The 26,302-nt window shown below is 62.0% G+C and carries 19 protein-coding genes; 8 read left to right on the top strand and 11 right to left on the bottom strand.

Going from position 1 to position 26,302, the window contains the following annotated elements:
* Positions 1-85: 85 nt before the first annotated feature.
* The 3 genes from hemN to AB4N33_RS05465 form a co-directional block, all read right to left on the bottom strand.
* Positions 86-1,468 (bottom strand): oxygen-independent coproporphyrinogen III oxidase, encoded by a 1,383-nt coding sequence (gene hemN, locus AB4N33_RS05475; RefSeq protein WP_460123993.1) that lies wholly within the window; start codon positions 1,466-1,468, stop codon positions 86-88.
* Between the two features lie 20 nt (positions 1,469-1,488).
* Positions 1,489-2,835, bottom strand: coding sequence for an oxygen-independent coproporphyrinogen III oxidase (locus AB4N33_RS05470; protein WP_460123990.1), 1,347 nt, complete (start codon positions 2,833-2,835; stop codon positions 1,489-1,491).
* A gap of 109 nt (positions 2,836-2,944) precedes the next feature.
* Positions 2,945-3,388: a CopD family copper resistance protein gene (locus tag AB4N33_RS05465; RefSeq protein WP_460123987.1), complete on the bottom strand. Its 444-nt coding sequence runs from the start codon at positions 3,386-3,388 to the stop codon at positions 2,945-2,947.
* A 164-nt stretch (positions 3,389-3,552) separates the two neighbouring features.
* Between AB4N33_RS05465 and AB4N33_RS05460 the strand changes: the two genes are divergently transcribed.
* Complete coding sequence (locus AB4N33_RS05460) at positions 3,553-3,765, top strand: DUF6555 family protein (RefSeq protein WP_010466110.1); 213 nt, start codon at positions 3,553-3,555, stop codon at positions 3,763-3,765.
* A 184-nt stretch (positions 3,766-3,949) separates the two neighbouring features.
* Here AB4N33_RS05460 and AB4N33_RS05455 read toward each other — a convergent pair whose 3' ends face one another.
* Together AB4N33_RS05455 and AB4N33_RS05450 are read right to left on the bottom strand one after the other, a co-directional pair.
* The gene (locus AB4N33_RS05455; RefSeq protein ID WP_476456646.1) at positions 3,950-4,147 is read right to left on the bottom strand and encodes a YbdD/YjiX family protein; all 198 of its coding nucleotides are present in this window, start codon (positions 4,145-4,147) and stop codon (positions 3,950-3,952) included.
* Positions 4,148-4,161: 14 nt separating this feature from the next.
* Complete coding sequence (locus tag AB4N33_RS05450; RefSeq protein WP_476456645.1) at positions 4,162-6,219, bottom strand: carbon starvation CstA family protein; 2,058 nt, start codon at positions 6,217-6,219, stop codon at positions 4,162-4,164.
* A gap of 459 nt (positions 6,220-6,678) precedes the next feature.
* On the opposite strand from AB4N33_RS05450, the gene AB4N33_RS05445 reads away from it, so the two are divergent.
* Together AB4N33_RS05445 and AB4N33_RS05440 are read left to right on the top strand one after the other, a co-directional pair.
* Positions 6,679-8,040, top strand: a complete 1,362-nt coding sequence (locus AB4N33_RS05445; RefSeq protein WP_476456644.1) for a cache domain-containing protein — start codon at positions 6,679-6,681, stop codon at positions 8,038-8,040.
* A 27-nt stretch (positions 8,041-8,067) separates the two neighbouring features.
* On the top strand, positions 8,068-8,700 hold the full coding sequence (locus AB4N33_RS05440; RefSeq protein ID WP_010466120.1) for a response regulator: 633 nt from the start codon (positions 8,068-8,070) through the stop codon (positions 8,698-8,700).
* Between the two features lie 21 nt (positions 8,701-8,721).
* Here the strand turns inward: AB4N33_RS05440 and nirD are convergent, their stop codons facing one another.
* The 5 genes from nirD to ydiJ form a co-directional block, all read right to left on the bottom strand.
* On the bottom strand, positions 8,722-9,090 hold the full coding sequence (gene nirD, locus AB4N33_RS05435; RefSeq protein WP_010466122.1) for a nitrite reductase small subunit NirD: 369 nt from the start codon (positions 9,088-9,090) through the stop codon (positions 8,722-8,724).
* A complete protein-coding gene (nirB, locus tag AB4N33_RS05430) occupies positions 9,090-11,651 on the bottom strand; it encodes a nitrite reductase large subunit NirB (RefSeq protein ID WP_476456643.1) in 2,562 nt (853 codons plus the stop codon). Before nirB ends, nirD begins: the two co-directional genes overlap by 1 nt.
* Before the next feature lie 346 nt (positions 11,652-11,997).
* Positions 11,998-13,152, bottom strand: a complete 1,155-nt coding sequence (locus AB4N33_RS05425; protein ID WP_476456642.1) for an acetyltransferase domain-containing protein — start codon at positions 13,150-13,152, stop codon at positions 11,998-12,000.
* Between the two features lie 198 nt (positions 13,153-13,350).
* Positions 13,351-14,262, bottom strand: coding sequence for a hypothetical protein (locus AB4N33_RS05420; RefSeq protein ID WP_460141568.1), 912 nt, complete (start codon positions 14,260-14,262; stop codon positions 13,351-13,353).
* A gap of 239 nt (positions 14,263-14,501) precedes the next feature.
* Positions 14,502-17,525, bottom strand: a complete 3,024-nt coding sequence (gene ydiJ, locus AB4N33_RS05415) for a D-2-hydroxyglutarate dehydrogenase YdiJ (RefSeq protein ID WP_476456641.1) — start codon at positions 17,523-17,525, stop codon at positions 14,502-14,504.
* A gap of 145 nt (positions 17,526-17,670) precedes the next feature.
* Between ydiJ and AB4N33_RS05410 the strand changes: the two genes are divergently transcribed.
* On the top strand, positions 17,671-18,555 hold the full coding sequence (locus AB4N33_RS05410; RefSeq protein WP_476456640.1) for a LysR substrate-binding domain-containing protein: 885 nt from the start codon (positions 17,671-17,673) through the stop codon (positions 18,553-18,555).
* Between the two features lie 33 nt (positions 18,556-18,588).
* On the opposite strand, the gene AB4N33_RS05405 is transcribed toward AB4N33_RS05410, so the two are convergent.
* Positions 18,589-20,811: a TonB-dependent receptor gene (locus AB4N33_RS05405; protein WP_476456639.1), complete on the bottom strand. Its 2,223-nt coding sequence runs from the start codon at positions 20,809-20,811 to the stop codon at positions 18,589-18,591.
* A gap of 221 nt (positions 20,812-21,032) precedes the next feature.
* On the opposite strand from AB4N33_RS05405, the gene AB4N33_RS05400 reads away from it, so the two are divergent.
* The 4 genes from AB4N33_RS05400 (at position 21,033) to AB4N33_RS05385 (ending at position 26,285) form a co-directional block, all read left to right on the top strand.
* Entirely contained in the window at positions 21,033-22,247 is a 1,215-nt protein-coding gene (locus tag AB4N33_RS05400; RefSeq protein WP_476456638.1) for an MFS transporter, read from the top strand.
* Between the two features lie 72 nt (positions 22,248-22,319).
* Positions 22,320-22,835 carry a sigma-70 family RNA polymerase sigma factor gene (locus tag AB4N33_RS05395; protein WP_460123960.1) on the top strand — a complete coding sequence of 172 codons (516 nt, stop codon included), beginning with the start codon at positions 22,320-22,322 and terminating at the stop codon, positions 22,833-22,835.
* Entirely contained in the window at positions 22,836-23,813 is a 978-nt protein-coding gene (locus tag AB4N33_RS05390; RefSeq protein WP_460123957.1) for a FecR domain-containing protein, read from the top strand.
* A gap of 96 nt (positions 23,814-23,909) precedes the next feature.
* Positions 23,910-26,285: a TonB-dependent siderophore receptor gene (locus AB4N33_RS05385; RefSeq protein WP_476456637.1), complete on the top strand. Its 2,376-nt coding sequence runs from the start codon at positions 23,910-23,912 to the stop codon at positions 26,283-26,285.
* Positions 26,286-26,302: the final 17 nt, after the last annotated feature.

Here is a 26,302-nt window from a genome sequence, read left to right as displayed (position 1 = left end):
GCGGCCATCTTAGGTAGCAATGAGCCACATGCCCTTGACCGAAATCAACTCAACCCAAAACCCCGGCGCAGAAAGCTCCAGGGGTTCAAACGGTACGGGAAAAACGCCCCTTCTGTTCGCCGCCCAAGTAGGCATCAAAGGCCATGGCGGCGCTGCGCATCATCAAATGCCCCTGGGACAACAGCACCAGTTCGTCGGAGTGAATTTGCAGCAGACCGTCGCGCACATGCTCTTCGAGTTGCGCCAGCGCATCGGCGAAATACTCGTTGAAGCAGATGCCATGGCGAGCCTCGAACTTGGCGAAATCGATGCGCCCGTGGCACATCAAATCGCTGATCACTTCGCGACGCAACACGTCATCGTCGGTCAGGCGATAGCCACGATGCACCGGCAGCAACCCCTGATCGATGCGAGCGTAGTACTGCGAAAGCTCCTTGACGCTCTGGCTGTAGCTGTCACCAACCTTGCCGATCGACGACACGCCCAGGCCGATCAGATCGCAATCGGCATGGGTCGAGTAACCCTGGAAGTTGCGTTGCAAGGTGCCGCGGCTACGGGCCAGGGTCAGTTCATCATCCGGCAAGGCGAAGTGGTCCATGCCGATGTAGACGTAACCGGCGTCAGTCAGGCGGCGAATGGTCAGCTCCAGCAGCTCGAGCTTGCGTTCCGGTGGCGGCATGTCCTCGGGTCGGATCAGCCGTTGCGCGCGTACCATCTCCGGTAGGTGCGCGTAGCTGTAGGCGGCAATGCGATCCGGGCGCAAGGCGATGATCTTGCCCAGGGTGACATCAAAACTGCTCACTGTTTGCAACGGCAGGCCGTAGATCAGGTCGACGCTGATCGATTTGAAGTGCGCCTCTCGTGCCGCCGCGACCAAGGCATAAATCTGCTCTTCGCTTTGCTGGCGATTGACGGCGGCTTGCACGTGCGGATCGAAGTCCTGCACGCCAAAGCTCAGGCGATTGAAACCGAGCTGGCGCAGGGTCTGAATGCGTTCGGTGCTGATGGTGCGCGGATCGACCTCGATGGAAAACTCGTGGTTGTCGCTGTCGTCCATGTCGAAGGACTGGTGCAGGCACGCCATCAGGTCGGCCAGTTGCTCGCTGGTCAAATAGGTTGGGGTTCCGCCGCCCAGGTGCAACTGCGTGAGTTTGCGGGTGCTGTCGAACAGGGCCGCCTGCATGGCGATTTCACGCTTGAGGTAGGTCAGGTATTCGACGGCGCGATGGGTTTTCTGGGTAATGATCTTGTTGCACGCGCAGTAATAACAAAGGCTTTTGCAGAACGGGATGTGGATATACACCGACAACGGTTTGGGCGTTGGTGCCTGGTTGCTGGCACGCGCCGCTTGCTGGTAGTCGTCGACGGCAAACGCCTGGTGAAACTGTGGCGCCGTCGGGTAGGAGGTGTAGCGCGGCCCTGGGCGATCGTATTTTTCTACCAGGGCGCGATTGAACACAGATTTCATGACATCCACTCACAAAAAGATTAATGCCGTGCACTGCCCAGTTCTTTTTCGAACAGATTGCAGATGACATCCACTTCCTGCCGACCGGCGGGAAGAATACTGAGAAAACGATCCGACAATTCAATCAGGCCGTCGCGATTCAATTGCTCGAGCAGCGGCCAGACCGAGGCGAAATAGCGGGGAAACACCAGCCCATAGCGGCGTTCGATAGCACGGATATCCAATTCCAGATCACACGCCAGCCGTTCCGTGACCGTGTGACGGATCTGCTCCCCCGTCTCGAAGCGCCACCCCCGGGACGTCGGCAGTTGGTTATTGCCCAGGTGGCGCTGGTAATGTGCGATCTCGTCGGCGTTCTGCGTGTACAGGTCGTCGATCTGGCTGATCGCGCCCAGACCAAAACCGATGTGATCGCAGAAACCGTGACGGGTGAAACCGTCACAGGTACGGCGCAGGCGACCGCGTTCCTGTGCAATGGCCAAATCATCGTCTGGCCGCACGAACTGGCCCATGCCGATGTAGTGGTATCCGGCGGCGATCAATTGCTCGAAGCAGATCTGGCGCATCGCGCCCTTGTCGTCCTGGCTGCACAACGCGCGGACCTTGTCGCCGATCATTGGCCGGTAGCGGCGCGGAGGTCGGGCATAGTCGAACACCATCAACCGGTCTGGCTCCAGTTCGACGATGGTCTTGAGCTTCAGGGCAAAACTGTCTGGTGTTTGCCAGGCATGGCCAAAGCCCAGGTCGACATTGACCGAGCGAAACCCGAAAGTGCGCGCGGCGTCGATCAGGGAGTTGATCGGGGCCGGATTCTGGTAGCAGGCCACCGAGCGCTCGCACTCGCCGTCGATGTCCGGCACGCCGATGCTGACGTGGTTGAAGCCCTGTTCGCGCAAAGCGCCCATGATCGCCCAGTCGGTGTGCTGCAAGTCCACTTCGGCACTGTAGTCGCCGGACTCATGCTCGAGGAAATGAAAACGCCGACGCAAATGATTCATCAACTGCTGCAGATGGGCGATGCCGGGCGTACCGCCGCCCAGGTGGAACTGCTCGACCCGTTGATCGGGGCTGAGGTGGCAACCGACCAGGTCAATTTCGCGTTTCAGATGATCAAAGTACTGCTCGATGGCTCCTTGCTCGCCGACAGCATCGGACTGCGTGCAAAAGGACGGTTTGAGGTTGGACGGCAATTGCACGTTGAGCGACAGCGGCCGGCGCTTCTGGCGGCTGACACGCACGGCGCGCAGCAGGTCCAGGGAGCCGATCCCAGTGTGAAATTTCTGGGTATCGGAATGACAGTTGGGGTCGAGTACGCCCTGATCGCAGCGAGCGACCGGCTCGCCGGGTGTTGGAAAGAAATCGAGCATGACAGGTCTCCGAGACGGGTCGCAGGCCTTCAGTGTCCGGGATTGTCGAACAACGCTCCTTGACTTGTATCAAGCTGCAGGCCACGTCTTTAAAGGAGCGGACGACCGGTCACCACGTCAGGTAGAACATGCCTTTGGCCAGCAAAACGATGAGCACCATGTGGCAGAACACGCTGGTGTGGATGAAATGCACGTAACGGGCCTTCATGCGCCCGGTCTTGAACAGCAGCATGGCCGTTGCGAAGTGCCCGAGCACACTGATCGCGGCGAGTATTTTCAGCATCAGCAAGGTGCCGAACGACGAAGCCAGCGGCGCCGCCAGCACCGGCAGGTAACGCAACCCCACCATGCCGACGCCCGCACCGAACAACACCAGCAACACCCAAGGCATCAACTGCCGAGCCCGGCGCGCCACGCCTTCCTCGACCAGCAGCATCACCTTGGCCGGCAATCGCTTGCGGATGTTTTCCAGAAACAGCACCTCGAAGAATACCGTGCCGATGAAGATCAGCGCGGCGAATAGGTGCAGGGTGAGAAACAGCGGATAGAGCATGGTGGTCTGGCGCTCAAGTCGGGCCTTGCTGCAGCTTAACCAAGCCGTCGATTGGTCCGGTTGATGCCAATCAAGAAAGCGCCAAGGGAGGGGCACAAGCAAATAATACGGAACTGGCACGAGGCCACCACTGTCGGACACACATCCCCCGAAGAGAACGGTTGATGCGCCCACGGCATTTTGAAATCACCTACCGCTTGAACGATTCTCGTCGAGTGTTCGTCCAGCCGGACACGCACATGACTGACGACGACGCGTGGTATTACGCGTGTTTGCATGCGGACATCGGTGTGTTCTATGGCGACGGCAGTGAGCAGCCAAGGGTGTATGCCGAGGAAGCCGGGTTGACCGAGGTCAGGTGGGAAGAGTTGCCGTAGCCGTTGCCGGAATTTCGAACCATTGTGGAAACCAATGTGGGAGCGGCGGTGCGACGATTCGGCTTGCCCGCGATGGTGGTGTGTCAGCCAACATAGTAGCCACTGACAGATTGCCATCGCGGGCAAGCCCGCTCCCACAGGGGTACCGCATCAACCCAGGTATTGCATCAACCAGGCTGCTTGTTCAACAACACTTCGGTCCCGCCTTGCTGCCGTAACGGGCTTCCTGGCGCTCCCGGAAGAACACCTCGTAGCTCATCACCGGCTGGTCCGGGTGTTTGGTCTGCATGTGCTCGACGTAGGTGTCGTAGTCGGGCATGCCGACCATCAGGCGTGCAGCTTGCCCAAGGTACTTACCCAGGCGACTCAGGTCATTGAACATGCTGCACTCCTCGCTCACGCATCCGGTACGGCCTGGAACGGTGCTTCTTTATCCGTACGTTCCTTGGTGCCCCAGGCGGCGACGCCAACCTTGAGGGCGAAGAACAGGATGCTGAACACCACCAGCAGGAACAGTGCGGTCAACGTCGCATTGGTGTAGGCGTTGTAGATCACGTGCTGCATCTGGTCGATGCTCTTGGCCGGGGCCAGGACCTGACCGTTGGCCAAGGCGTCGCTGTATTTCCGGGCCAGCGCCAGGAAGCCGATTGCCGGGTTGGCGTCGAACAGCTTGATGAAACCGGCGGTGGTGGTGCAGATCAGCAACCAGACGGCAGGCAACAGGGTCACCCACACATAGCGCTGGCGCTTCATCTTGATCAGCACGACGGTCGCCAGCATCAGCGCGATACCGGCCAGCATCTGGTTGGAGATACCAAACAGCGGCCACAGGGTGTTGATGCCACCCAGCGGGTCGATCACGCCCTGGTACAGCAGGTAACCCCACATGGCGACACAACCGGCGGTGGCGATCAGGTTGGCGGTCCAGGATTCGGTGCGTTTCAGTGCCGGCACGAAGGAGCCCAGCAGGTCCTGCAGCATGAAGCGCCCGGCACGGGTGCCGGCATCGACCGCAGTCAGGATGAACAGCGCTTCGAACAGGATCGCGAAGTGGTACCAGAACGCCATGGTGTTTTCACCCGGCAGGACGTGGTGCAGGATCTGCGCGATACCGACCGCCAGGGTCGGCGCACCGCCGGCACGGGCCAGGATGGTGGTTTCACCGATGTCCTTGGCCACCGCTTGCAGCGCTTCGGGGGTAATCACGAAACCCCAGCTGCTGACGGTCTGCGCCACGGAAACGGCGTCGGCACCGACGACGGCTGCCGGGCTGTTCATGGCGAAGTACACGCCCGGTTCGATCACCGAGGCGGCAACCATGGCCATGATGGCGACGAAGGACTCCATCAGCATGCCGCCGTAACCGATGTAACGGGCATGGCTTTCATTGGCCAGCAACTTGGGCGTGGTGCCCGAAGCGATCAGCGCATGGAAACCCGATACCGCGCCACAGGCGATGGTGATGAACAGGAACGGGAACAGACCGCCCTTCCAGACCGGGCCAGTGCCGTCGACGAACTGAGTCAACGCCGGCATTTTCAACTCGGGCATGGTGATCAGGATGCCGATTGCCAGGGCAACGATGGTACCGATTTTCAGGAAGGTGGAGAGGTAGTCACGCGGCGCCAGGATCAGCCACACCGGCAGAACCGCAGCGACAAAACCGTAACCGATCAGCATCCACGTGATCTGGATCCCGGTGAAGGTGAAGGCCTTGGCCCAGACCGGATCGGCAGCAATCTGCCCGCCCAGCCAAATGGAACCGAGCAGCAACAGCACGCCGATCACCGAGATTTCGCCAATGCGACCCGGGCGGATGTAGCGCATGTAGACACCCATGAACATCGCGATCGGGATGGTCGCCATGACGGTGAAGATGCCCCACGGGCTCTCGGCCAGGGCCTTGACCACGATCAGCGCCAGCACCGCGAGGATGATGATCATGATCAGGAAGCAGCCAAACAGGGCGATGGTGCCGGGGATGCGGCCCATTTCCTCACGGACCATGTCGCCCAGGGAGCGACCGTTGCGGCGAGTGGAGAGGAACAGGACCATGAAGTCCTGCACCGCACCGGCCAGTACCACGCCGGCGATCAGCCACAAGACGCCGGGCAGGTAGCCCATCTGCGCAGCCAGGACCGGACCGACCAGAGGACCGGCGCCCGCGATGGCGGCGAAGTGGTGACCGAAGAGTACGTGTTTGTTGGTTGGAACAAAGTCCAGACCGTCGTTGTTGAGCACGGCGGGCGTGGCTCGATTGGGGTCCAGTTGCATCACCTTGTTGGCGATGAACAGGCTGTAGTAGCGGTAGGCAACGAGGTAAATGGCGACGGCCGCGACTACGATCCAGAGGGCGTTGATCGCTTCGCCGCGGCGCAGGGCCACGACACTCAGCGCGAACGCTCCCAGAACAGCCACGGCAAACCAGGCGAGGTGTTTAGCCAGACGGGGCATAGCGTGTCTCCTGCCGACAGCTTGTGACTGCGGCGGTAATTTTTATAATTGTGTCCGCAATACGGAGCTGGCCCAATATCTGCGCATGGCGTCTACAAATAAATCCGCGTAACTACGTACGCGGTCTCTACGTAGTACTACGTAGAGACCTTCCCTGTGGGAGCGGGCTTGCCCGCGATGGCAGTCTATCAGCCGCCGCTTGTGTTGACTGACACACCGCCATCGCGGGCAAGCCCGCTCCCACAGGGTTCGCGTATCGACCGGCTGCCCGGTAGCGCTACTCCACGGGCATCTCTTTGGCCTATGATGCCGGCCCGAAGCAGGTCCCCTGTAGGAGCGAGCATGCTCGCGATGGTCGTCAACGATAACGCTGGGAGCCCGACACCCCGCGGTGTCGTTGCGTTCATCGCGAGCATGCTCGCTCCTACAGAAGAAGAAAAAAATCGCGCAGGAGTCTCCATGCAGCTCAAACACAAAATCGTCGCGCTCGGGATCCTGCCGTTGGTGTTGGCGATTGCGGTCATCTGCGCGTTGGTGATTTCGCTCAACCGTCAGTTGGGCGACCAGCAGGCGCAGTTGATCGAAGACAGCATCCTGGCCAGCAAACGCGCAGAACTTAAGAACTACGTGGAAATGGCCAAGAGCCTGATCGCGCCGCTGTACGACGAGGGCCGTGGCGACGCTCGCGCCCAGCAACAGGTGCTGGAGGATCTGCGCAAGCTCAGTTTTGGCATCAACGGCTACTTCTTCGTCTACGACCACGAGGGCCGCAGCCTGATGCATGCGCGCCAATCGGAACTGGTCGGCCAGTATCTGTGGGACATGAAAGACCCCCACGGCTTGCCGGTGATCCAGGCCCTGTTGCAAAGCGCGCAATCGGGCGAAGGTTTCCAGCGCTACGCCTGGAACAAGCCCTCCTCCGGCCAGGTCACCGACAAACTGGCCTACGTGGTGATGCTCGATCGCTGGGGCTGGATGCTCGGCACCGGTATTTACCTGGAAGACGTCGAACGCGCCACCCAGCAGGCCCGCGACGAGGTGGCACAAGGTATCCGCACGACCATGCTGGCCATTGCCGCCGTCGCCCTGGTGGCAGTGTTGTTCGTGTTCGCCAGCGGCATGACACTCAACGTCAGCGAGCACCGGCTGGCGGATAAAAAACTGCAACGCCTCACCCAGCGTATCGTCAGCTTGCAGGAAGAGGAGCGCTCGCGGGTGTCCCGTGAGTTGCACGACGGCATCAGCCAGGTGCTGGTCTCCATCAAGTTCCAGTTCGAGCTGGCCGGCCTGGTCCTGGAAAAAGGCGAGGACCGTGGCCTGGGCATCCTGAAGGACGCCACCGAACGTCTCGGCGAAGCGATAGGCGAAGTGCGCAGCCTGTCCCATGACCTGCGTTCTTCCCTGCTCGACACCCTGGGGCTGGCGGCCGCCATCGGTCAGCTCGCCGAAGAATTCGAGCAGCGCAGTGGCCTGAGCGTCACCTACAACGACAATGAATTCGATTGCGACCTGGTAGAGGGCGCGGCAGTGGCGCTGTTTCGCATCGTCCAGGAGGCCCTGACCAACATTGAACGACACGCCCAGGCGAAAAACGTCTCCATCGACCTGCACGGCACGGCACAATCCATACGCTTGACGGTCATCGATGACGGCATCGGCTTCAATGTCGCCCAGGTCGAGCGGCGCCAGGCCGGGATTGGCTTGCGCAACATGCGTGAGCGTGTCGAGCATTTCGGCGGACGATTCGACCTGATCTCGGTGCCCGGAAGAAGTGAACTGGACGTGCTACTGCCCATGCAAGTCCCCGGCGCCAAGCGCTGACCCGACAACAAGAGAGAGATGCCCGTGATGAACCTGCCCTCCCCGATCCGCGTCGCACTGGTCGACGATCACTCGCTGGTCCGCGACGGCATCAAGGCGCTGTTGTCCGTCATGGCCCCGCTGGAAGTGGTCGGTGAAGCCGAGAACGGCGCCGACGCCATCGAGATGGTCGGGCGCTGCCAGCCGGACCTGCTGCTGGTGGACATCGGCCTCCAGGACATCAACGGCCTCGAGCTGACCCGCCTGCTGCGCAGCCAATACCCGGCGCTGAAAGTGCTGGTGCTGAGCATGTACGACAATTACGAATATGTGAGCGAATCCGTGCGCTCCGGCGCCAGCGGCTATGTGCTGAAAAACGCCCCGTCACGGGAAATCATCGCCGCGATCGAAGCGATTGCCAGCGGCGGCACTTTCTACAGCGCCGAGATCGCCCAACGCTTGATCGCCGACAAGAACACCGACAATGAACTGACGCCGCGTGAAAGTCAGGTGCTGTACAAAATGGTCCAGGGCATGAACAACAAGGAAATGGCCCGCGACCTCGACATCAGCGTACGCACCGTGGAAACCCACCGCCTGAGCATCCGCCGCAAGCTCAACATCGACAAGCCGGCGGCGCTGGTCAAGTACGCCATCGATCACGGGATCATTTCCCGGTAAGCCCTGTCCCGGGTTTCAACATCAGTACACACCGACCTCGACCGCGTCACCGTTCAACCGCACCGGCCAGACGCGCAGGCGTTGTTGCGGGTACTCCAGGCAACTGCCGTCTTCCAGACGAAAATGCTGCTTGTAGATCGGTGACGCCACCACCAGGTCACCCTTGATGCTGCCCACCAGGCCACGACCGATCACGTTGGCCCCGGATTGCGGGTCATGGTTGTCGATGGCGTACAAGGTCTTGCCCTCGGCGCCGGGCAGGTAGAACAGCGCCACCTGGGCACCGTCCAGCCAGACCACCACGCCGGAGTTGCTGACCAGATCCTGTTGACCGCACACGGTTTGCCAGGTGTCGAGCGCTTGCACGCGTTGGGTATTGAATTGGCTCATCAGACTGTCTCCTCGGTGACCGGGATAAGGTTGAGTTCGGCGGCCATGATCGGGCGCCGCTGACCGCGTTCCTGGACAAAGTGAATGTCCGGGTCCGGGCGTTTGTCGTTGACGAAGGTGCGGAAACGCTTGAGTTTTTCCGGGTCTTGCAGGGCGTTGGCCCACTCGCATTCGTAGCGGTCGACCACCAGTTGCATCTGCGATTCGAGCTCGGCGCCCAGCCCCAGGCTGTCGTGGATGATCACGTCCTTGAGGTAGTCCAGGCCGCCTTCCAGGCTTTCGCGCCATACCGAAGTGCGTTGCAGCTTGTCGGCGGTGCGGATGTAGAACATCAGGAAGCGGTCGATGTAGCGGATCAGGGTGTCGTCGTCCAGGTCTGTGGCGAACAGCTCGGCGTGACGGGGGCGCATGCCGCCGTTGCCAGCGATGTAGAGGTTCCAGCCCTTCTCAGTGGCGATCACGCCAACGTCCTTGCTCTGCGCTTCGGCGCATTCGCGAGTGCAACCGGACACCGCGAACTTGAGCTTGTGCGGCGAGCGCAGGCCTTTGTAACGGTCTTCGAGGGTCAGGGCCATTTGCACGCTGTCCTGCACGCCGTAGCGGCACCAGGTGCTGCCGACGCAGGATTTGATCGTGCGGGTCGACTTGCCGTAGGCATGCCCGGTTTCGAAACCGGCTTCAATCAACTCGGCCCAGATGTCCGGCAACTCATGCAACTGCGCGCCGAACAGGTCGATGCGCTGGCCGCCGGTGATCTTGGTGTAGAGGTCGTATTTCTTCGCCACCACGCCAATCGCAATCAGCTTGTCGGCGGTGATTTCGCCACCGGGAATGCGCGGCACCACCGAATACGTGCCGTTCTTCTGCATGTTGGCCATGAAGGTGTCGTTGGTGTCCTGCAACGGCACGAGCGAAGCGTCCATGATCGGCTGATTCCAGCAGGACGCGAGGATCGAACCGACGGCAGGCTTGCAGATGTCGCAGCCAATGTGGCCACGGCCATGCTTGGCCAGCAGTTCGTCGAAGCTGATCCCCCCTTCCACCCGCACCAATGCGTACAACTCCTGACGGGTGTAGGCAAAATGTTCGCACAGGCTCTTGTCGACACTGACGCCGCGCGCGATCAGCTCATGTTCGAAGACCTGCTTGAGCAGCCCGGCGCAGCCGCCGCAACCGGTGCAGGCCTTGGTTTGCGATTTGAGCAGACCGAGGTCGGTGCAGCCGCCGTCAATGGCTGAGCAGATCGAGCCCTTGGTGACGTTGTGGCACGAACAGATGGTGGCCGACTCCGGCAAAGCGCCTGGGCCCAGGGTCGGCGCGCCTTCGGAGGTCGGCAGGATCAGGCCGGCCGGTTCCGCGGGCAAGGCGATGGCGTTCTGCGCGTATTGCAGCAGCGTGTCGTAATAGCTGTTGTCGCCGACCAGCACCGCGCCGATCACATACTTGCCGCAGGCACTCACCACCAACCGGCGATAGCTGGCGCTGGCTTCATCGACGAACTGGAAGCTGCGCGAGCCCGGGGTGCTGCCCTGGGCGTCGCCGATCGAACCAACGTCGACACCCAGCAGCTTGAGCTTGGTCGACATGTCGGCGCCCATGAACGGTTCTGCCACTTCGTTGCACAACTGTGCAGCGACGTTGCGCGCCATCTGGTAGCCCGGCGCGACCAGGCCGAACAGGCTACCGTTCCACGAGGCGCATTCACCGATGGCGTAGATGTGCGGATCACTGCTCAGGCAATGGTTGTCGATCACGGCGCCGCCGCGCGGGCCGATCTCCAGCGCGCATTGGCGAGCCAGCGCGTCTTGCGCACGGATGCCGGCGGAGAACACGATCAGGTCGGTTTCGAGGAACTCGTCATTGGCGAAATTCATCCGATAGCGATACTCGTCACCGGCGCTGATCGACTGCGTGGCACGGGACAGGTGCACACCGACGCCCAGGCGTTCGATCTGTGCCTTGAGTGCAAGACCACCCATGTCGTCCAGTTGCACCGGCATCAGGCGCGGGGCGAATTCCACCACATGGGCTTCCAGGCCCAGGCTTTTCAGGGCATTGGCCGCTTCCAGGCCCAACAGGCCACCGCCGACCACCACACCACGACGGGCATTGGCGGCTGCGGCGCGGATGGCATCGAGGTCTTCGAGGGTGCGATACACCAGGCGCGAATTGCCCTCGGCACCTTCCACCGGTGGCACGAACGGATAGGAGCCGGTGGCCAGGATCAATTTGTCGTAGGCGATGCCGCCTTGTGCGGTGACCACATGGCGGGTGGCACGCTCGATTTCCAGCACTGGCACGCCCAGGTGCAGGGTCACGCCGGGTGTCTGGTACAACGCGGCATCGCCCAGGGCCAGGGATTCGGCGTCGCGACCGGTGAAATACTCCGACAGATGCACACGATCGTAGGCACGCATCGGCTCTTCGCTGAACACATGAATGTGGTAGTGCTCAAGCGCGCCCTTCTCGATCAACTGTTCGACGCAGTGATGGCCAACCATGCCATTGCCGATCACGATCAGCGTTTGCAATTTGTTCAACGCGGCAACATTGGAGTTCATAAGGAGCACCTGGCTAAAACGGTTCAAAAAGCAAAAAAAACGCCTGAAACCTTGCGGTTCCAGGCGTCTTTGCCTGTTCTTTTGCGGTGTTGAGCCCAGACAGCTATGCCTGATCCACCGATGTTGCCCTTGTTTCGATCGTCGTTGACCAAGCGGGCTGCCCACTCGACTGCGTTTGTGGTGGGCCTGCCAGGTGTATTGCAGTGTTTGTGCCAGATTCCTTCGAGCGTGACCAAACGCCCCGATTTACGGGCACTTGGGCGTCAGCTCTCCAATCCCTCTCGCCCTAGAGTTTTGCCTTCGCATAGTGCAACGCACAGCAATGGGGCTTTATAAAAGTGCACGGTCAAAGGTATTTGAGCCAGGCAAGGTCACGACGGCGCGCCTTCAATGCGGCAAAGGCCTTGACCGGTGGATACAGGGCGACGGCCAGCAACAACGCGGTCAACCACACCGCACCTATCGAGCTGAAGCCAAACCAGTTGCCCTGGTTCAGGCCGAACAGCGCGACCGCAATGAGGTACAGCACTTTCAGCGCATACAGGTGCAACAGGTAGAAGAACATCGGCGCCGAACCGAACACCGCCAGCGGGCGCAACCAGGGGCGTTGCCGTTCAAACCACAGGAGCAGCAAGCAGCCGACGCTGAGGGTCAAGGTCAGGAACAACAATGACGGCGGGTATTTGGTGATGTTCAAAAAACTCATCAGCGTTTGCACGGACGACTCGCCCACGCTCCAGGATTTTTCGCCATAGCCGTTGAGCAAACGCAGGGCAACGAACCCGGCCAGACCGACGACACCACTGATCAGCAATGCGCGTTGCCGTGCGCCGACATCGGCCATTTTCCCGAACCACGGCCCCATGGCGTAGCCGAGGCCGATCACGCCGATCCACGGCAACAGCGGATAGGAGGTGCGCAGGCGCAGGCCATCGGTCAATTCGATCCAACCGCGATCATGCAAGATTGCCCAGGGTATGTGCATGGCCGATTCAACCGGGAAATGCAGCGTGTCCAACAGGTTGTGCCCGGCGATGATCACAACGCTCAGGAGCAACAAAACCGGGCGCGGCAGCCAGACCAGTGCCGACAACGCGATCATGCTCAGGCCGATGGCCCAGATCACTTGCAGGTAAATGACGCTTGGCGGCAGCTGGAAGGTCCAGGCGAAATTGACCAGGGTGAATTCGAGCACCACCAGAAACAGCCCGCGGTTGAACAGGAAACGACAGACGTCGCCCTTGCCCGCGTACTTCTCGCCGTACAGCCATGCCGACAGGCCAGTGAGCAGCACGAACACCGGGGCACACAGGTGCGCCAGGGTGCGACTGAAGAACAACGCGGGTTCAGTCGTGGCAACGCTCATGGGATCGCCCACCTGATGGTGCAGGAAGAAGGTTTCGCGCACGTGATCGAGCAGCATGAACAGAATCACCAGGCCTCTGAGTGCATCGATGCTCAGGAGCCGGACGACGGTGGAACGCGGTGGTGTGAGGGTCATGGGGTATTCGCAGTGCAGGCACGGGGGCCAGCACCTTATATTGTTACCCTATAACATCTCAAGCATTTCCGAAGCCTTCTGTAGGAGCGAGCTGGCTCGCGATGGCATCAATCCCGCCGACAGCAATGCTGACTGCCCCACCGCTATCGCGAGCAAGCTCGCTCCTACAGGGGGCCGGGTCGCTCACAGAATGTGTGTTTAGCCCAAATCCCTGTGGGAGCGTTGGTAGGGTTCGATGAAGTGACAGCCCAGGACATCGTTCAAGCGTTTGGCATCGCTCATCCGGCGAAATAATCCGGGGGTCTGCCAGGGCGCATCTCCGTCGATGTTCGGCGCGCCGAGCCCGGCGAGGACGTCGGCGATCAACACCGAACGGGTTTCGAACGAGATACGCGTCAGCCCCGTACTGTTGTCGACACCGGCGTGGGCGTGCGCGCCGGAAAAGGCGATCAGGCTGCCCGGCTCGATTTGCACCGCAATGCCCTCTTGCCCATCGATCGGTTCCAGCAAATGCGGGATGGCCTCATCGGCATCCACCGTGTTGCGCCCGTCCTGGTGGGAGCGCTGGAGAATGGCGCGCATATCGAAATCGGCGCTGGAATTGCGCAGCGCTCGTTGCCAGAGGTCGGGATAAATCGCAAATGTGCGCCCGGCCGTGATCGGATAGATCGGAGCCCACCAGTTAGTTTGCGCGTACAGGTTCGAGCCCCAGGTGTCTCGGTGGAATGCGATGGTTGCCGTCACTCGTGCCCGTGAGGCACGCGCATCAGCTTCGCGGTGCGGCTGGAAGCGCAGGTGCAATCGGTCGCAGGCCAGTGCCTGCGCCTCAAGGCCCAGGCTTTCGATGACCACTCGCCACAGCCCCTGAATCTCGCGAGAACCGGCAAAGGTGGCCTGGCATTTGGCGAACAGCACGGCCTGTTGTTCGTGGTTCAGATGGCGATGGATGTGGGTCGGCGGCCAGGGATGCAGTGCTTCTTCAAGCATTGCCCGGGTGTGTTTGACCAAGGCGGCCATGGCAGGCGCATCGTTGATACGCAGGATCTCACCGGCATAGAGACGATCATGAAATCGGCGAGCGGAGCCTGGAACAGCGAACGGGCTGTACATGCGCGGGTTTCCCTGGAGAGACACCCCTCGACTTTAGAAGCGAGCCGGCCGTGGCGACAGTAGCAGGCTGGATAAAAAAATGCGGATCAGTGGATCCGGACCCGGCACACCCACCTGTAGGAGCGAGCATGCTCGCGATGGTCGTCAACGATAACGCTGGGTGCCTGATACCCCACGGTGTTCTTGATTCCATCGCGAGCATGCTCGCTCCTACAGAGGAGTGGTGTGCTCAGGTTCGGTTAGCCCCGCCCACAATGCTCCAGCAACGCTTCCAGCGGATGGCGCAATTGCTTGTCCGCCTGGCGCTTGACCTGGCTGCGGCAGGAGTAGCCGGTTGCCAGGGCCTCGCCGGGTTTGTCCAGCTTGCCGGCCCAGGACTGCTCGAAGATGGTTCGCGAGGTTTCCTGGTTGCGCGCTTCATGGCCGTAGGTGCCGGACATGCCGCAGCAGCCCGTCGCCTCGCTGACCAGTTTCAGCCCGAGCTTGGCGAACACTGCCTGCCACTGCCCGGTGCTGGCCGGGGCGTTGGTTTTCTCGGTGCAGTGGGCCAGCAAGCGGAACGTCTGGCCGTCAGGACGCGGGTTGTCCGGCAGCGCATCCAGCAACCACTCCTGGGGCAGCAGCACTGTCGGGCAGTCTTCCAGACCCGGCACTTTCTGATATTCCTGGCGATAGACCAGGGTCATCGCCGGGTCCAGGCCCACCAGCGGCACGCCGCAGTCAGCCAACGCCTTGAGTTGATTGGCATTGCGGATCGCCGCCTTGGCGAAGGCGCCGAGGAAGCCCTGAACATGCAATGGCTTGCCATTGGCGCTGTAGGGCGCCAGGAACACCCGATAGCCCAGTTGATGGGCCAACTGGATGAAGTTCGCCAGCAGGGGCGTTTCGAAGTAACGGGTGAAGGCATCCTGCACCAGCACCACGCTGCGTTCGCGTTGCTCGGCCGTCAGTTCGCGCAGGGCCGGCACGCTGGCCACTGCCACCTTGCATCGGGTCAGCGTTTTCTGCAGGTCGAAGCGATGCAACAACGGACTGTCGAGCATGCCGACGTGGCGCTCGAGCAAGCGCGTGATCCATTTCGACCCCATCACCGCGTTGTACAGGCCCGGTGCATAGGCCATGTAAGGGATGGTGAATTCCAGCGAGCCGATCAGGTAATCGCGCAGCGGGCGTTGATAACGGCCGTGGTACAGCTCCAGGAAACGCGAACGAAATTCCGGCACGTTGACCTTGATCGGACACTGTCCGGCACAGGACTTACAGGCCAGGCAGCCCGCCATCGCGTCGTAGACTTCATGGGAGAAGTCCGCCTCGCCACGGGAGCGCGCCAGGTTGTTGCGCAACCGCGTTGGCAAGCCACTGAGCCACGACACCTTGCTGCGTGCAGCCGCCAGCACGTCGATATTGGCCGCACCTTGCAGACGCAGCCACTCACGGATCAACGACGCCCTGCCCTTCGGCGAATGCTGGCGTTCACGGGTGGCTTTCCACGATGGACACATCGCGTCGTTGGGGTCGTAGTTGTAGCAGGCGCCGTTGCCGTTGCAGTGCACGGCGCTGCCAAAACTCTGCCAGACCCGCTCGTCGATCTGCCGGTCCATATCACCGCGCAAGGTCACTTCGTTGACCTTGAGCAAGCTGTGCTTGGCATCCGGCGGCGTGCAGATCTTGCCGGGGTTGAGCTGGTTGTGCGGGTCGAACGCGCCCTTGAGCCTTTGCAACGCCGGGTACAGCTCGCCGAAAAATGCCGGGACGTATTCGGAGCGTAACCCCTTGCCGTGCTCGCCCCACAGCAAGCCGCCATAACGCTGGGTGAGTTCAGCCACGGCGTCGGAGATCGGTTTGACCAGCGCGGCCTGGGCCGGGTCCTTCATGTCCAGCGCCGGGCGCACGTGCAACACCCCGGCGTCGACGTGGCCGAACATGCCGTAGGCCAGGCCATGGCTGTCGAGCAAGGCACGGAACTCGGCAATGTAGTCGGCCAGTTTCTCCGGCGGCACGGCGGTGTCTTCCACGAACGGCTGCGGGCGTACCTCGCCCTCGACGTTGCCCAACAGCCCCACCGAACGCTTGCGCATGGTGTAAACGCGGGTGACCGCTTCGGCGCCTTCAGCCAGGGTGTGACCAAGACGCTCGATGGTCTTGTCGGCTTGCAGGTGCTCAACGAATGCCGCCACGTCCGCATTGACCTGCGCCACGTCTTCGCCGCTGAATTCCACCAGGTTGATGCCCAGGGTGGCGCGCTCGGCGTCGCTGGGAAAATACTCGGCGACGCTGTGCCAGACGATGTCCTTCATCGCCAGCAGCAGCACCTTGGAGTCCACGGTTTCAATCGACAGCGGCTTGTGCGCCAGCAGCGCGTTGGCGTCGCGCAGCGCGTCCATGAAGCTGCTGTAGCGCACGTTCACCAACACTGAATACTTGGGAATCGGCAGCACGTTGAGCTTGGCTTCGACGATGTAGCCCAACGAGCCTTCGGCGCCACACAGCACGCTGTTGAGGTTGAACCGGCCCTGCTCGTCCCGCAGGTGCGCCAGGTCGTAACCGGTCAGGCAACGGTTGAGTTTGGGAAACACCGACTCGATCAAGTCCGCCTGGGTTTCCTGGATGTGCCGCGCCGTGCGATACACCTCACCGATGCGTCCCTGCTGGGCGCACACGGCCTCCAGTTCCGCTTCGCTGAGCGGCTGGCTGTGCAGACGCTCGCCCCCGAGGAGCACGCTGTCGAGCTCCAGCACGTGATCGCGGGTCTTGCCATAGGTGCAACTGCCCTGCCCGCTGGCGTCGGTGTTGATCATGCCGCCCACGGTGGCGCGGTTGGAGGTCGACAGCTCCGGGGCAAAAAACAGGCCGTGTGGCTTGAGTGCAGCATTGAGCTGGTCTTTGACCACGCCCGCCTGCACGCGCACCCAACGCTCTTCAACGTTGATTTCGAGCACGGCGTTCATGTGACGCGACAGGTCGACGACGATGCCATCAGTGAGCGACTGACCGTTGGTCCCGGTGCCGCCGCCCCGTGGCGTCAGCTTGATCTGCTGGAAACGCGGTTCGGCCATCAGCGTGGCGATGCGCACGATGTCGTCGGCGTCCAGCGGAAACACCGCCGCTTGCGGCAGGCGCTGGTAGATCGAGTTGTCGGTGGCCAGCACGGTACGGGTGGCGTAGTCGGCGCTGAGCTGGCCGCGAAAGCCGCTGGCTTGCAGGGCCTGGAGGAATTCCGGGTAGTGCTGCGCGGGGGACGCGGTCGTCAGCTGGGCGATCATGGCGGTGGTCTCTTCACGGAAATTTCATGATACTTGTCGCCTGAGCATTAATAGATAAGCCTCAGGTCGTTATAGACACCAATGATCCCGCAGGCTCGGTCACGCAACAAACGGATATTTCTGCCGCTATCGATGAGTTTTATGAATGAATTACCGCCACCTCACGCCATCGATGTCGCTGCTGCTGGCTTTTGAAGCCGCCGCCCGCCATGAAAGCTACACCCGCGCTGCCATGGAACTGTCGCTGACCCAAAGCGCGGTCAGCCGCCAGGTACAGGCGCTGGAGCAGCAACTGGGCCTGATCCTGTTCCGCCGCGAAGGCCGCCAGGTGCAATTGACCGACGTCGGCCGGCTGTATCAACGGGAAATGAGCGAAGCGCTCGGGCGCATTCGCAGCGCGACGTTGCAGGCCATGGCGTATCAGTCCGGCAGCGGCACCCTGCGCCTGGCCACCCTGCCGACCTTCGGCTCGAAATGGCTGCTGCCGCGCCTGCATGATTTCTACAAGAACCATCCCGGCATGCTGGTGCACATCCATTCGCGGATCGACACCATCGACTTCGAATCCAGCGGCATCGATGCGGCCATCGTCGTCGGTTCCAGCGACTTGCCCGGCCTGATCAGCCATCGACTGCACACCGAAGAACTGCTGGTGGTCATCTCCCCGCAGGCCGCCGCAGCCCAGCAGGACTGGTCGGCTGCGCGCATCGGCGAGCAGACCCTGCTCAATGTCGCCACCAACGCCAACGTCTGGGGCGAGTGGTTCAGCCATCACCACCTGCCCCACCGCCTGATGCGCCTGGGACCGAGCTTCGAACTGACCTCGCACCTGATTCAGGCGGTCAGGGCCGGCATCGGCATCGGCCTGGTGCCGCGCATCCTGGTCAGCGACGAACTGGCCAACGGCGAGCTGATCAGCCTGGACCAGCCCTTCGCCAGCCAGCGCAGCTATTACCTGGCCTACCCGCCACGCAACGAAATGCTGCCGTCGCTGGTGGCGTTCCGTTCGTGGTTGCTGGCGCAGATTTGAACGAACAAGCCTAAAGCCACCGCCTGACCTTGCTCAGAAATCCACCGTCGCCGACAACTGCAACGTACGCGGATACCCCTGGGAGAACGCCCCATACGAGGCCACGCCCGACCAGTATTCGCGGTCGAAGACGTTTTGCACGGTGGCGCGGAACGTCGTTGGCCGGCCTTCGATCTTGGTGGCGTAGCGCGCGCCGGCGTCGATGCGGGTCCAGGCATCCAGTTCCTGGGTGTTGGCCTGGTTGACGTATTGGCTGTCGGTGTAGATGGCGCCGCCGGTCAGGGTGAAGCCTTCCAGCCATGGGGTGTCCCATTCGGCCCAGAGGTTGGCCTGGATGTCGGGCACGCCCACCGGTTTGTTGCCGCGGTTGGCCGCAGTGGCCGAGTCTGTCAGTTCGCCGTCGAGGAAGGTCACGCCGCCCATCAGGCGAGTGCCGGGTGCCACTTCGCCGAATACGCTGAGTTCGACGCCACGGTTGCGCTGTTCGGCCTGCACCGAAAACACATTGTTCGCACCCACTTCGCCGCTCGGTTTTTCGATCTGGAACAGGGCCAGGGTGGTCATGAACGTACCGTGCTCATACTTCACACCCACTTCGTGTTGCTTGGACTCATAAGGGGCAAAGGTTTCACCGGCGTTGGCCGCCGTGCCGGGGGCGATGTCGCCTTTGCTCAGGCCTTCGACGTAGTTGTAGTACAGCGACACGTCTTCCCACGGTTTGACCACCACGCCCACCAACGGCGTTGTGGCGCTGTCGTCATACCGCGAACTGACTGAGCCGGCGGCGTTGTAGTTACGCGACTCGATGTCCTGGCGGCGCACACCGAGCGTCAACTGGATGCGGTCGTCCAACATGCCCAGGGTGTCGGTGAACGCCACGCCGGACAGTTCCGACTCGGAAACGCGCAGCACCTTCGGCGCCGCGAGGTACTGTTTGGGCGCGTCCACCGGGTGGTAGAAGTTGGAACGGATGTCGGTACCGTTGGTGATGCCCCGGGACAGTTCATCTTGATAACGGGTGGCCATCAGCGTCGTGGTATGGGTTACCGGGCCGGTGGCGAAGAGCCCGCGAAGGCCCACGTCGGCGGTCGAACGATCGACGTTGAATTTGTAGTAACCGGGGATATTACTGGTGTCGCCTGCATCGTTGAGAATGCGAGGCACCTGGTCGGACAAGCGTTTGACATCCGACTTGCCGCCACCGGCGTGGGCGAAGACGGTCAGGTTGTCGTTCAAATCATATTCGCCGCCGAGCAAGGCCGACTGCTCTTTGGTGTCGGACCAGCCCCACTTCTGCGAGACGTTGGTGCGACCGTTGGCGGCGGAAGGCACCTCGACCCCCGGCGCGATGGTGAAGGGCCGTGATGCGCCATCGAATTTTTCGCTCTGGCTGATGAAATCCAGGTTCAGGCGCAAGCGCTCGCCCTGATAATCCAGGGCGATGGCGCCGATATTCACCGCTCGCTCCTGGTCATCCACAGCGGTATCGCCGCCCTGCAAACTGCCGTTGAAGCGCACGCCAAACTGGTTCTCGTCGCCGAAGCGGCGGCTGACATCCAGATGACCGCCGACGTTGGAGTCCGACTCATAGCTGGCGGTAAAGCGGGTCAGGTCTTCGGCCAGCGGGCGCTTGGGCACGATATTGATCACACCGCCCACCCCGCTGTTGGGCGAGATGCCGTACATCAAGGCACCCGGCCCCTTGAGCACTTCGGCACGTTCGGTGTACTGCGTAAAGGCGCGGTAGTTGGGCGCGACGCCATACACGCCGTCGTAGGCGAGTTCGCCCAGGTTGCCTTCGCCGATGGCAAAGCCACGAATGAAGAAGGAGTCGACGATACCGCCGGTTTGCCCGGTGGAACGTACCGAAGGATCGCGTTGCAGGGCGTCGGCCAGGGTCACCGTTTGCAGGTCGGCCAGGGTCTTGGCGGTGTAGCTGGTCACGCTGAACGGCGTGTCCATCACATCTTTGTTGCCCATCATGCCCAGGCGCGCACCCCGTGCCACCTGGCCGCCGGTGAACTCTGCGGGCAGCGCAGTCGGCCCAGCGTAGCGGGCGTTGATGTTGGTGGTGTCCAGGGTCAGGTTCGGCGTGTCGCTCGACGTACCGACCGAAGGATTTTCCGATTTGCCCGAGGGCTCGGCCGTGGCGGCCCAGGCGCTGGTGCTTGCGGCTATCAGGGCTACATTGAGCAAGGCGGCGCGGATGGCGAGCGTGAGGGCGCGCTCGACGAAAGGTCGACTGGCAACAGGCATGGCGTGAGGTTCCTTGGAGATAGGAAATGGGAATCACTCCTAATGCCAGCCAGCTCGAAAAAAAGTATCACTCTGCTTCGATTTTTCCTCGCGGGCTTCACAGGATGGGTTTATCCGGTTGCGGCAATCGCCGGAGCCGGGTCAAATGCACGCCGTTTGGCCGGGTGATGCGAGGTTGTTCTGCCGCTCCCCCGCTCCCGTTCGACTAGCGAGGTTGTCCCATGCCCAACGCCGGTGTCATTCAGGGCTCGAGCGTCAGAGTCCTGATTTATCTGCTGTTCGCGATCCAGTTGGTTTCCATGGGCGCGATGGAAATGAGCGGACCGTTCTGGCCGGTGCACCTGCGCGGCTTGACGGACTCGGCCTCGTTTTTCAGCTTCGCCAGCATCGCCGTGTACGTCGGTCCCATGCTGGGCATCATGCTGACCAGCGCATTCTGGGGCCGCATCGGCGATCGCTACGGTCACAAGCTGATGATGATCCGTGCCCTCGCCGGCTTGTCCCTGACGCAACTGGGCTTGGCCTTTGCCAGCGACATCTGGGTGATCCTGGTGCTGCGCTTCCTGCAAGGCGCATTCGCCGGTTATATCGCCCCGGCCCAGGCCTACGGCGTGAGTATCGAGGCACCGACTCGCCGCGCCAGGCTGTTCGCGATCCTGCAAATTTCGACCAACGTCGGGTCGTTGCTGGGGGCCGTCGTCGGCGGGCTGATCCTCGACTACGCGACGTTCTTCTGGATCAACCTGATCGCCTCGATCCTGTGCGCCCTCTGCACGGTGATCGCTGCCGTGACGCTACCGGACGTGCCACCGGTGAAGAAAACCGCTGCCACCACCCGACAATCACACGGCCTTACCTGGCGCCGTTCTCCTGTGGTGTCGTTGCTGGGGGTCATGGGCATTCTGCTGTTGGCGCGGATGCTGCCGCAGACGTCATTTTCGCTGTACGTCAGCTCGACGTTCGAGGTCAGAAACTCGGTCGTCGGCCTGTGTTATGGCCTGTTCGCGCTGGGTTTCATCCTTTGCGCAACGGCGTGGTCGCGCTATTTCGAGCACCGCACCGCACAAGACTCACTGCTGCGCATCCGCTACGTGGTGATCGCGTGCATCGCCCTGACCGCGCTGATCGGCGTGACCCGCAACGCCTCCGTATTTGTCATGGCGTACTTCGCCTGGGGCGTATTGCTGGGCGCGACCACACCGGTACTGATGGCTCTGATCTCGAAAACCACAGACAGCTCGCAACAGGGTTACGTGCTGGGAATTGCCCAGAGCGTCTCGCAGTTCGCCTCGATTGCCGGCATCTGCGCCGGTGGCTTGCTCAGCCAGATCTACGGTTTGCAATACACCTACCTGTTCGTCTGCGCCGCCTACCTGATCGCACTGCTGCCCATCGTGGCGTTGCGCGCCCGGCCACTGCGGATAGCGGGCGAGTGATCGCACTTGCTTTCCCGGTAGCGAGTCAACTAGCATTGGGAATACTTCTCAATTACAAGTCAGCCTGGCGCCATGAGCGAAACCCTTCCCACGAATCACGATCAGCACCTGCGTGCGATTGAGGCCCTGTACAGTGGCCATCACGGCTGGCTGTACGCGACGTTGAAACGAAAACTGGGCAACGCGATGGATGCGGCCGACCTGGCGCAGGACACCTTCGCGCGCATCCTCGCGTCCCAGGTCACCGTGATCGAACAGCCGCGTGCCTACCTCAGCTGCGTGGCCAAGGGCATCCTGATCAACTGGTACCAGCGCAAGGCACTCGAACGCGCCTACCTCGACGCCCTCGACAACCTGCCGCCGCAAGAAGCACCTTCGCCGGAAACCCATTTCGTGGTCCTGGAGACCCTGCATGAAATCGACGCGATGCTTGATGCCTTGCCGCCGCTGGTCAAACGAGCGTTCCTGCTGTCGCAGCTCAATGGCCTGAAATATCAGGACATCGCCGATCAACTGGACGTATCACTGATCACCGTCAAGCGCTACATGAAGCAGGCATTCGTGCAGTGCCTGATGCTGGTGGAATGAATGCTCATCCTGCGCAAGGACCCGCCGCTGCCCCCCGAAGTGCTCGAAGAAGCCGCCGAATGGCTGATGCGCCTGAGCGAAAACGACCTGAGCGACAGCGAACGCACCGAGTGGGAACGCTGGAAGATCAGCAGCCCCGAGCGTGACCGTGCCTGGGCTCGGGCGCAGTTGCTGCAAAGCAAACTGGGCGGTCTGCCGCCGTCGCTGGCGATGTCGGCGCTGGATCGACCGAGCAACCCGGAACGCCGTGCGGCCCTCGGCAAGCTGGCGCTGTTGCTGGCGGTGATGCCGGTCGGCTGGGGCAGTTGGAAACTGGCGCAGTCGCAGCAGTGGACGGCCGACTATCGCACCGCCGTCGGCGAACGACGCGAGTGGACCCTGGCCGATGGCTCTCGCATCACCTTGAACACCGATTCCGCCGTCGATGTGCTGTTCGACAGCCAGCAGCGCCTGATTCGCCTGCGCGAAGGCGAGATCCTGGTGCAGACCGCCACGGACAACTCATCGTTGGCCCGGCCCTTCCTGGTCAGCACCGCGCAAGGCCACATGCAGGCCTTGGGCACGCGCTTCATCGTCCGCCAATTGAGCCCGTTCACCCACCTCGCGGTCATGGAAGGCGCCGTCAAAGTGGTGCTGGCCGATAACCGTCAGGCCGAGTCCCTGATCGTCAATGCCGGCCAGCGCATGGCATTCACCGCCCAAGCCTTTGGCAGGGTGAACACCGCAGACCGGAATGCCAGCGCCTGGACCCAGGGCATGTTGATGGCGGACAAGATGCGCCTGGCGGATTTCGTCGCTGAGCTCACCCGCTATCGCCACGGTTTTGTCAGGTACGACCCGGCGCTTGCCGATCTGCGCATTTCCGGCGCGTTTCCGATCAGCGACACCCAGCGCACCTTGAACATGCTGGTGCAAACCTACCCGGTCACCGCCACCGCTCACCTGCGAGGGTACTGGGTCACTTTGTCCCCGGCGTGAGCCTCCAAAAAAATCTGCCGCTGGCTGATACTTTTTTCGATCTCGGCTGGCCTGTACAGAAACCTCCATTGCCTCTCGCCACAGGGTCATCCATCCATGCCTGTCATTTGCCGCGCGCTGCTGAGCCTGACCCTGATCAGCGCTGCCTGCCCGTCGGCGATGGCAGCCGCGCCGACGCAACTCGATTCGGTCGTGGTCCATGCCTACAACATCGCCCCCGGACCTCTCGGCGCAACGCTGTCGAGCTTCGCCGTGGACGCCGGCATCGCCCTGTCGTTCGAACCTTCGCTCACGGAGGGCCTGATCAGTCCGGGGCTGACCGGCTCTTGCTCGACGCGCGAAGCAGTGACCCGGTTACTCGCCGGCAGCGGTCTGGACATGGTCTTGCGCAGCGACGGCAGCTACACGCTGGTGGAACGCCGGGTCACCCTCGACGAAACCACCATCGACGGCATCGACACACGCAGTGACAGCCTGCCGCCGGTGTATCCAGGCGGTCAGGTGGCGACCGGCAGCCGTCTGGGCATGCTCGGCAACACCGACGTGATGGATGCGCCGTTCAGTGTCAGCACCTACACCGCCGCCCTGATCAAGGACCAACAGGCAACGACCGTGGGTGATGTGCTGGAGCGTGACTCATCGGTGCGCTCCACCGGCCAGACCGGTGGCATCGTCGACTCGTTCTTCATCCGGGGATTTCCCGTCGGTGAAGGCAATCTGGGCGAACTGGCCTTCGACGGCGTCTATGGCGTGGCCTCCAACTACCGGGTGTTCACCGAATACGCCGAACGCATCGAAGTGGTCAAGGGGCCCGGCGCGCTGCTCTACGGCATGTCGCCCAACAGTGCCGTGGGCGGCGTGATCAACGTGGTGCCCAAGCGTTCTCTCGATGAAGACCTGACCCGATTCACCGCCAGTTACGCCCAGGACGCCCAACTCGGCGGTCACCTGGACCTCAGCCGACGTTTTGGCGAGGAACGTCGCTTCGGTGTACGCCTCAACGGCAGCGTGCAGCAAGGTGACACGGTGATCGATGATCAGAACCGCGAGGTCGGCGTCGGCGCGCTGGCCCTGGATTATCAAGGGGATCGCCTGCGCACCAGCCTGGACCTGGTGAGCCAGGAAGAGCAGTTTGACGCAGCGTCCCGACCGTTCCTGATCGCGTCGGGCGTGCAAATCCCTTCCGCCGCCAACGGCCGGACCAACGTCAGCCAGGACTGGGGCTGGTCCAGGACCCGCGACAAGTCGGCCCTGCTCAGCGGTGAATACGACCTCAACGATCAATTGACGGTGTTCGCCCATGCCGGCGGCGGCCAGTCGAAGGTCGCACGCATGTCCGACCAGACCCCCACCATCATCAACGCCGCAGGCGATACCTCGTCGATCCCCGGTTATTACAAGTTCGAAGTCCGGCGCTACACGGTCGACGCCGGTGCGCGGCTGCGCTTCGACACCGGTCCCGTGAGCCACAGCACCGCCCTGCAAGTGACGCGTTATCGCGATGAGTTATCCCGGGGCATTTTGTCCGGGCCTGCGGTGCTGTCGAACATTTACCACCCGATCCATCGCCCCAAACCCGCGATCGCCGAGCCGGCCACGCCCAAAGTGTCGGCGACCGAGTTGTCCGGCATCGCCCTGGCCGACACCCTGTCGATACTCGACCAGCGCGTGCAAGTGACCCTGGGCCTGCGCAAGCAGAACATCCAGTCCCACAACTACAACGCCGCCGGTGCGGTCACTTCAGCCTATGACGATGGCAAGACCACGCCGTTGTTCGGGGCCGTGCTGCGGCCCTGGGATCACGTGTCGTTCTACTACAACTACATCGAGGGCCTGAGCAAGGGGGACGTCGCCCCCAGCAACGCCTCGAACGCAGGCGAAATCTTTGCCCCCTACGTGTCGCGCCAGCAGGAGGTCGGGGTCAAGCTCGACTACGGCAGTTTCATGTCGAGCCTGGCGCTGTTCCAGATCAAGAAGCCCAGTGGCGAGTTGTCTTCCGGGGTGTTCGCCGTCCAGGGTGAACAGCGCAATCGCGGCGTGGAACTGAACATGTCGGGCGAGATAGCCCAAGGCACGCGCCTGCTCGGTGGCGTCACGCTGTTGGACGGGGAACTGACCAAGACCAGCGTCGCGGCCAATCGTGGCAACACTCCGGTGGGCGTGCCCGACGTGCAAGCCAACCTCTGGGCCGAGTGGGACACCCCCTGGGCCGAAGGGCTGACGCTCACCAGCGGCGCGATCTACACCGCCAGCCAATACGTCAACCAGGCCAACACCCAGGAACTGGACCCGTGGACGCGCATCGATGTCGGCGCTCGATACGCCACGCGAATTGCCCAGCGACCCACGACGTTTCGCGCCACGGTGCAAAACGTTTTCGACCGTGAGTATTGGTCGGGGGTCGCCTCCTACGGCGCGTTTTCCCAGGGGTCACCACGCACCCTGCTCCTGTCGGCCACGGTCGATTTCTGACACATGCAAAGGCCTTG

This window comes from Pseudomonas sp. S1_E05 (assembly GCF_056337105.1).
The sequence above is the reverse complement of the archived record's forward strand: the minus strand, read 5'-3'. Positions and strand labels throughout refer to the sequence as shown.

Bases quoted from the DNA above. Each gene is read 5' to 3' on its own strand.
- hemN (WP_460123993.1), bottom strand. From the start codon at position 1,468: ATGAAATCTGTGTTCAATCGCGCCCTGGTAGAAAAATACGATCGCCCA.
- AB4N33_RS05470 (WP_460123990.1), bottom strand. From the start codon at position 2,835: ATGCTCGATTTCTTTCCAACACCCGGCGAGCCGGTCGCTCGCTGCGAT.
- AB4N33_RS05465 (WP_460123987.1), bottom strand. From the start codon at position 3,388: ATGCTCTATCCGCTGTTTCTCACCCTGCACCTATTCGCCGCGCTGATC.
- AB4N33_RS05460 (WP_010466110.1), top strand. From the start codon at position 3,553: ATGCGCCCACGGCATTTTGAAATCACCTACCGCTTGAACGATTCTCGT.
- AB4N33_RS05455 (WP_476456646.1), bottom strand. From the start codon at position 4,147: ATGTTCAATGACCTGAGTCGCCTGGGTAAGTACCTTGGGCAAGCTGCA.
- AB4N33_RS05450 (WP_476456645.1), bottom strand. From the start codon at position 6,219: ATGCCCCGTCTGGCTAAACACCTCGCCTGGTTTGCCGTGGCTGTTCTG.
- AB4N33_RS05445 (WP_476456644.1), top strand. From the start codon at position 6,679: ATGCAGCTCAAACACAAAATCGTCGCGCTCGGGATCCTGCCGTTGGTG.
- AB4N33_RS05440 (WP_010466120.1), top strand. From the start codon at position 8,068: ATGAACCTGCCCTCCCCGATCCGCGTCGCACTGGTCGACGATCACTCG.
- nirD (WP_010466122.1), bottom strand. From the start codon at position 9,090: ATGAGCCAATTCAATACCCAACGCGTGCAAGCGCTCGACACCTGGCAA.
- nirB (WP_476456643.1), bottom strand. From the start codon at position 11,651: ATGAACTCCAATGTTGCCGCGTTGAACAAATTGCAAACGCTGATCGTG.
- AB4N33_RS05425 (WP_476456642.1), bottom strand. From the start codon at position 13,152: ATGACCCTCACACCACCGCGTTCCACCGTCGTCCGGCTCCTGAGCATC.
- AB4N33_RS05420 (WP_460141568.1), bottom strand. From the start codon at position 14,262: ATGTACAGCCCGTTCGCTGTTCCAGGCTCCGCTCGCCGATTTCATGAT.
- ydiJ (WP_476456641.1), bottom strand. From the start codon at position 17,525: ATGATCGCCCAGCTGACGACCGCGTCCCCCGCGCAGCACTACCCGGAA.
- AB4N33_RS05410 (WP_476456640.1), top strand. From the start codon at position 17,671: ATGAATTACCGCCACCTCACGCCATCGATGTCGCTGCTGCTGGCTTTT.
- AB4N33_RS05405 (WP_476456639.1), bottom strand. From the start codon at position 20,811: ATGCCTGTTGCCAGTCGACCTTTCGTCGAGCGCGCCCTCACGCTCGCC.
- AB4N33_RS05400 (WP_476456638.1), top strand. From the start codon at position 21,033: ATGCCCAACGCCGGTGTCATTCAGGGCTCGAGCGTCAGAGTCCTGATT.
- AB4N33_RS05395 (WP_460123960.1), top strand. From the start codon at position 22,320: ATGAGCGAAACCCTTCCCACGAATCACGATCAGCACCTGCGTGCGATT.
- AB4N33_RS05390 (WP_460123957.1), top strand. From the start codon at position 22,836: ATGCTCATCCTGCGCAAGGACCCGCCGCTGCCCCCCGAAGTGCTCGAA.
- AB4N33_RS05385 (WP_476456637.1), top strand. From the start codon at position 23,910: ATGCCTGTCATTTGCCGCGCGCTGCTGAGCCTGACCCTGATCAGCGCT.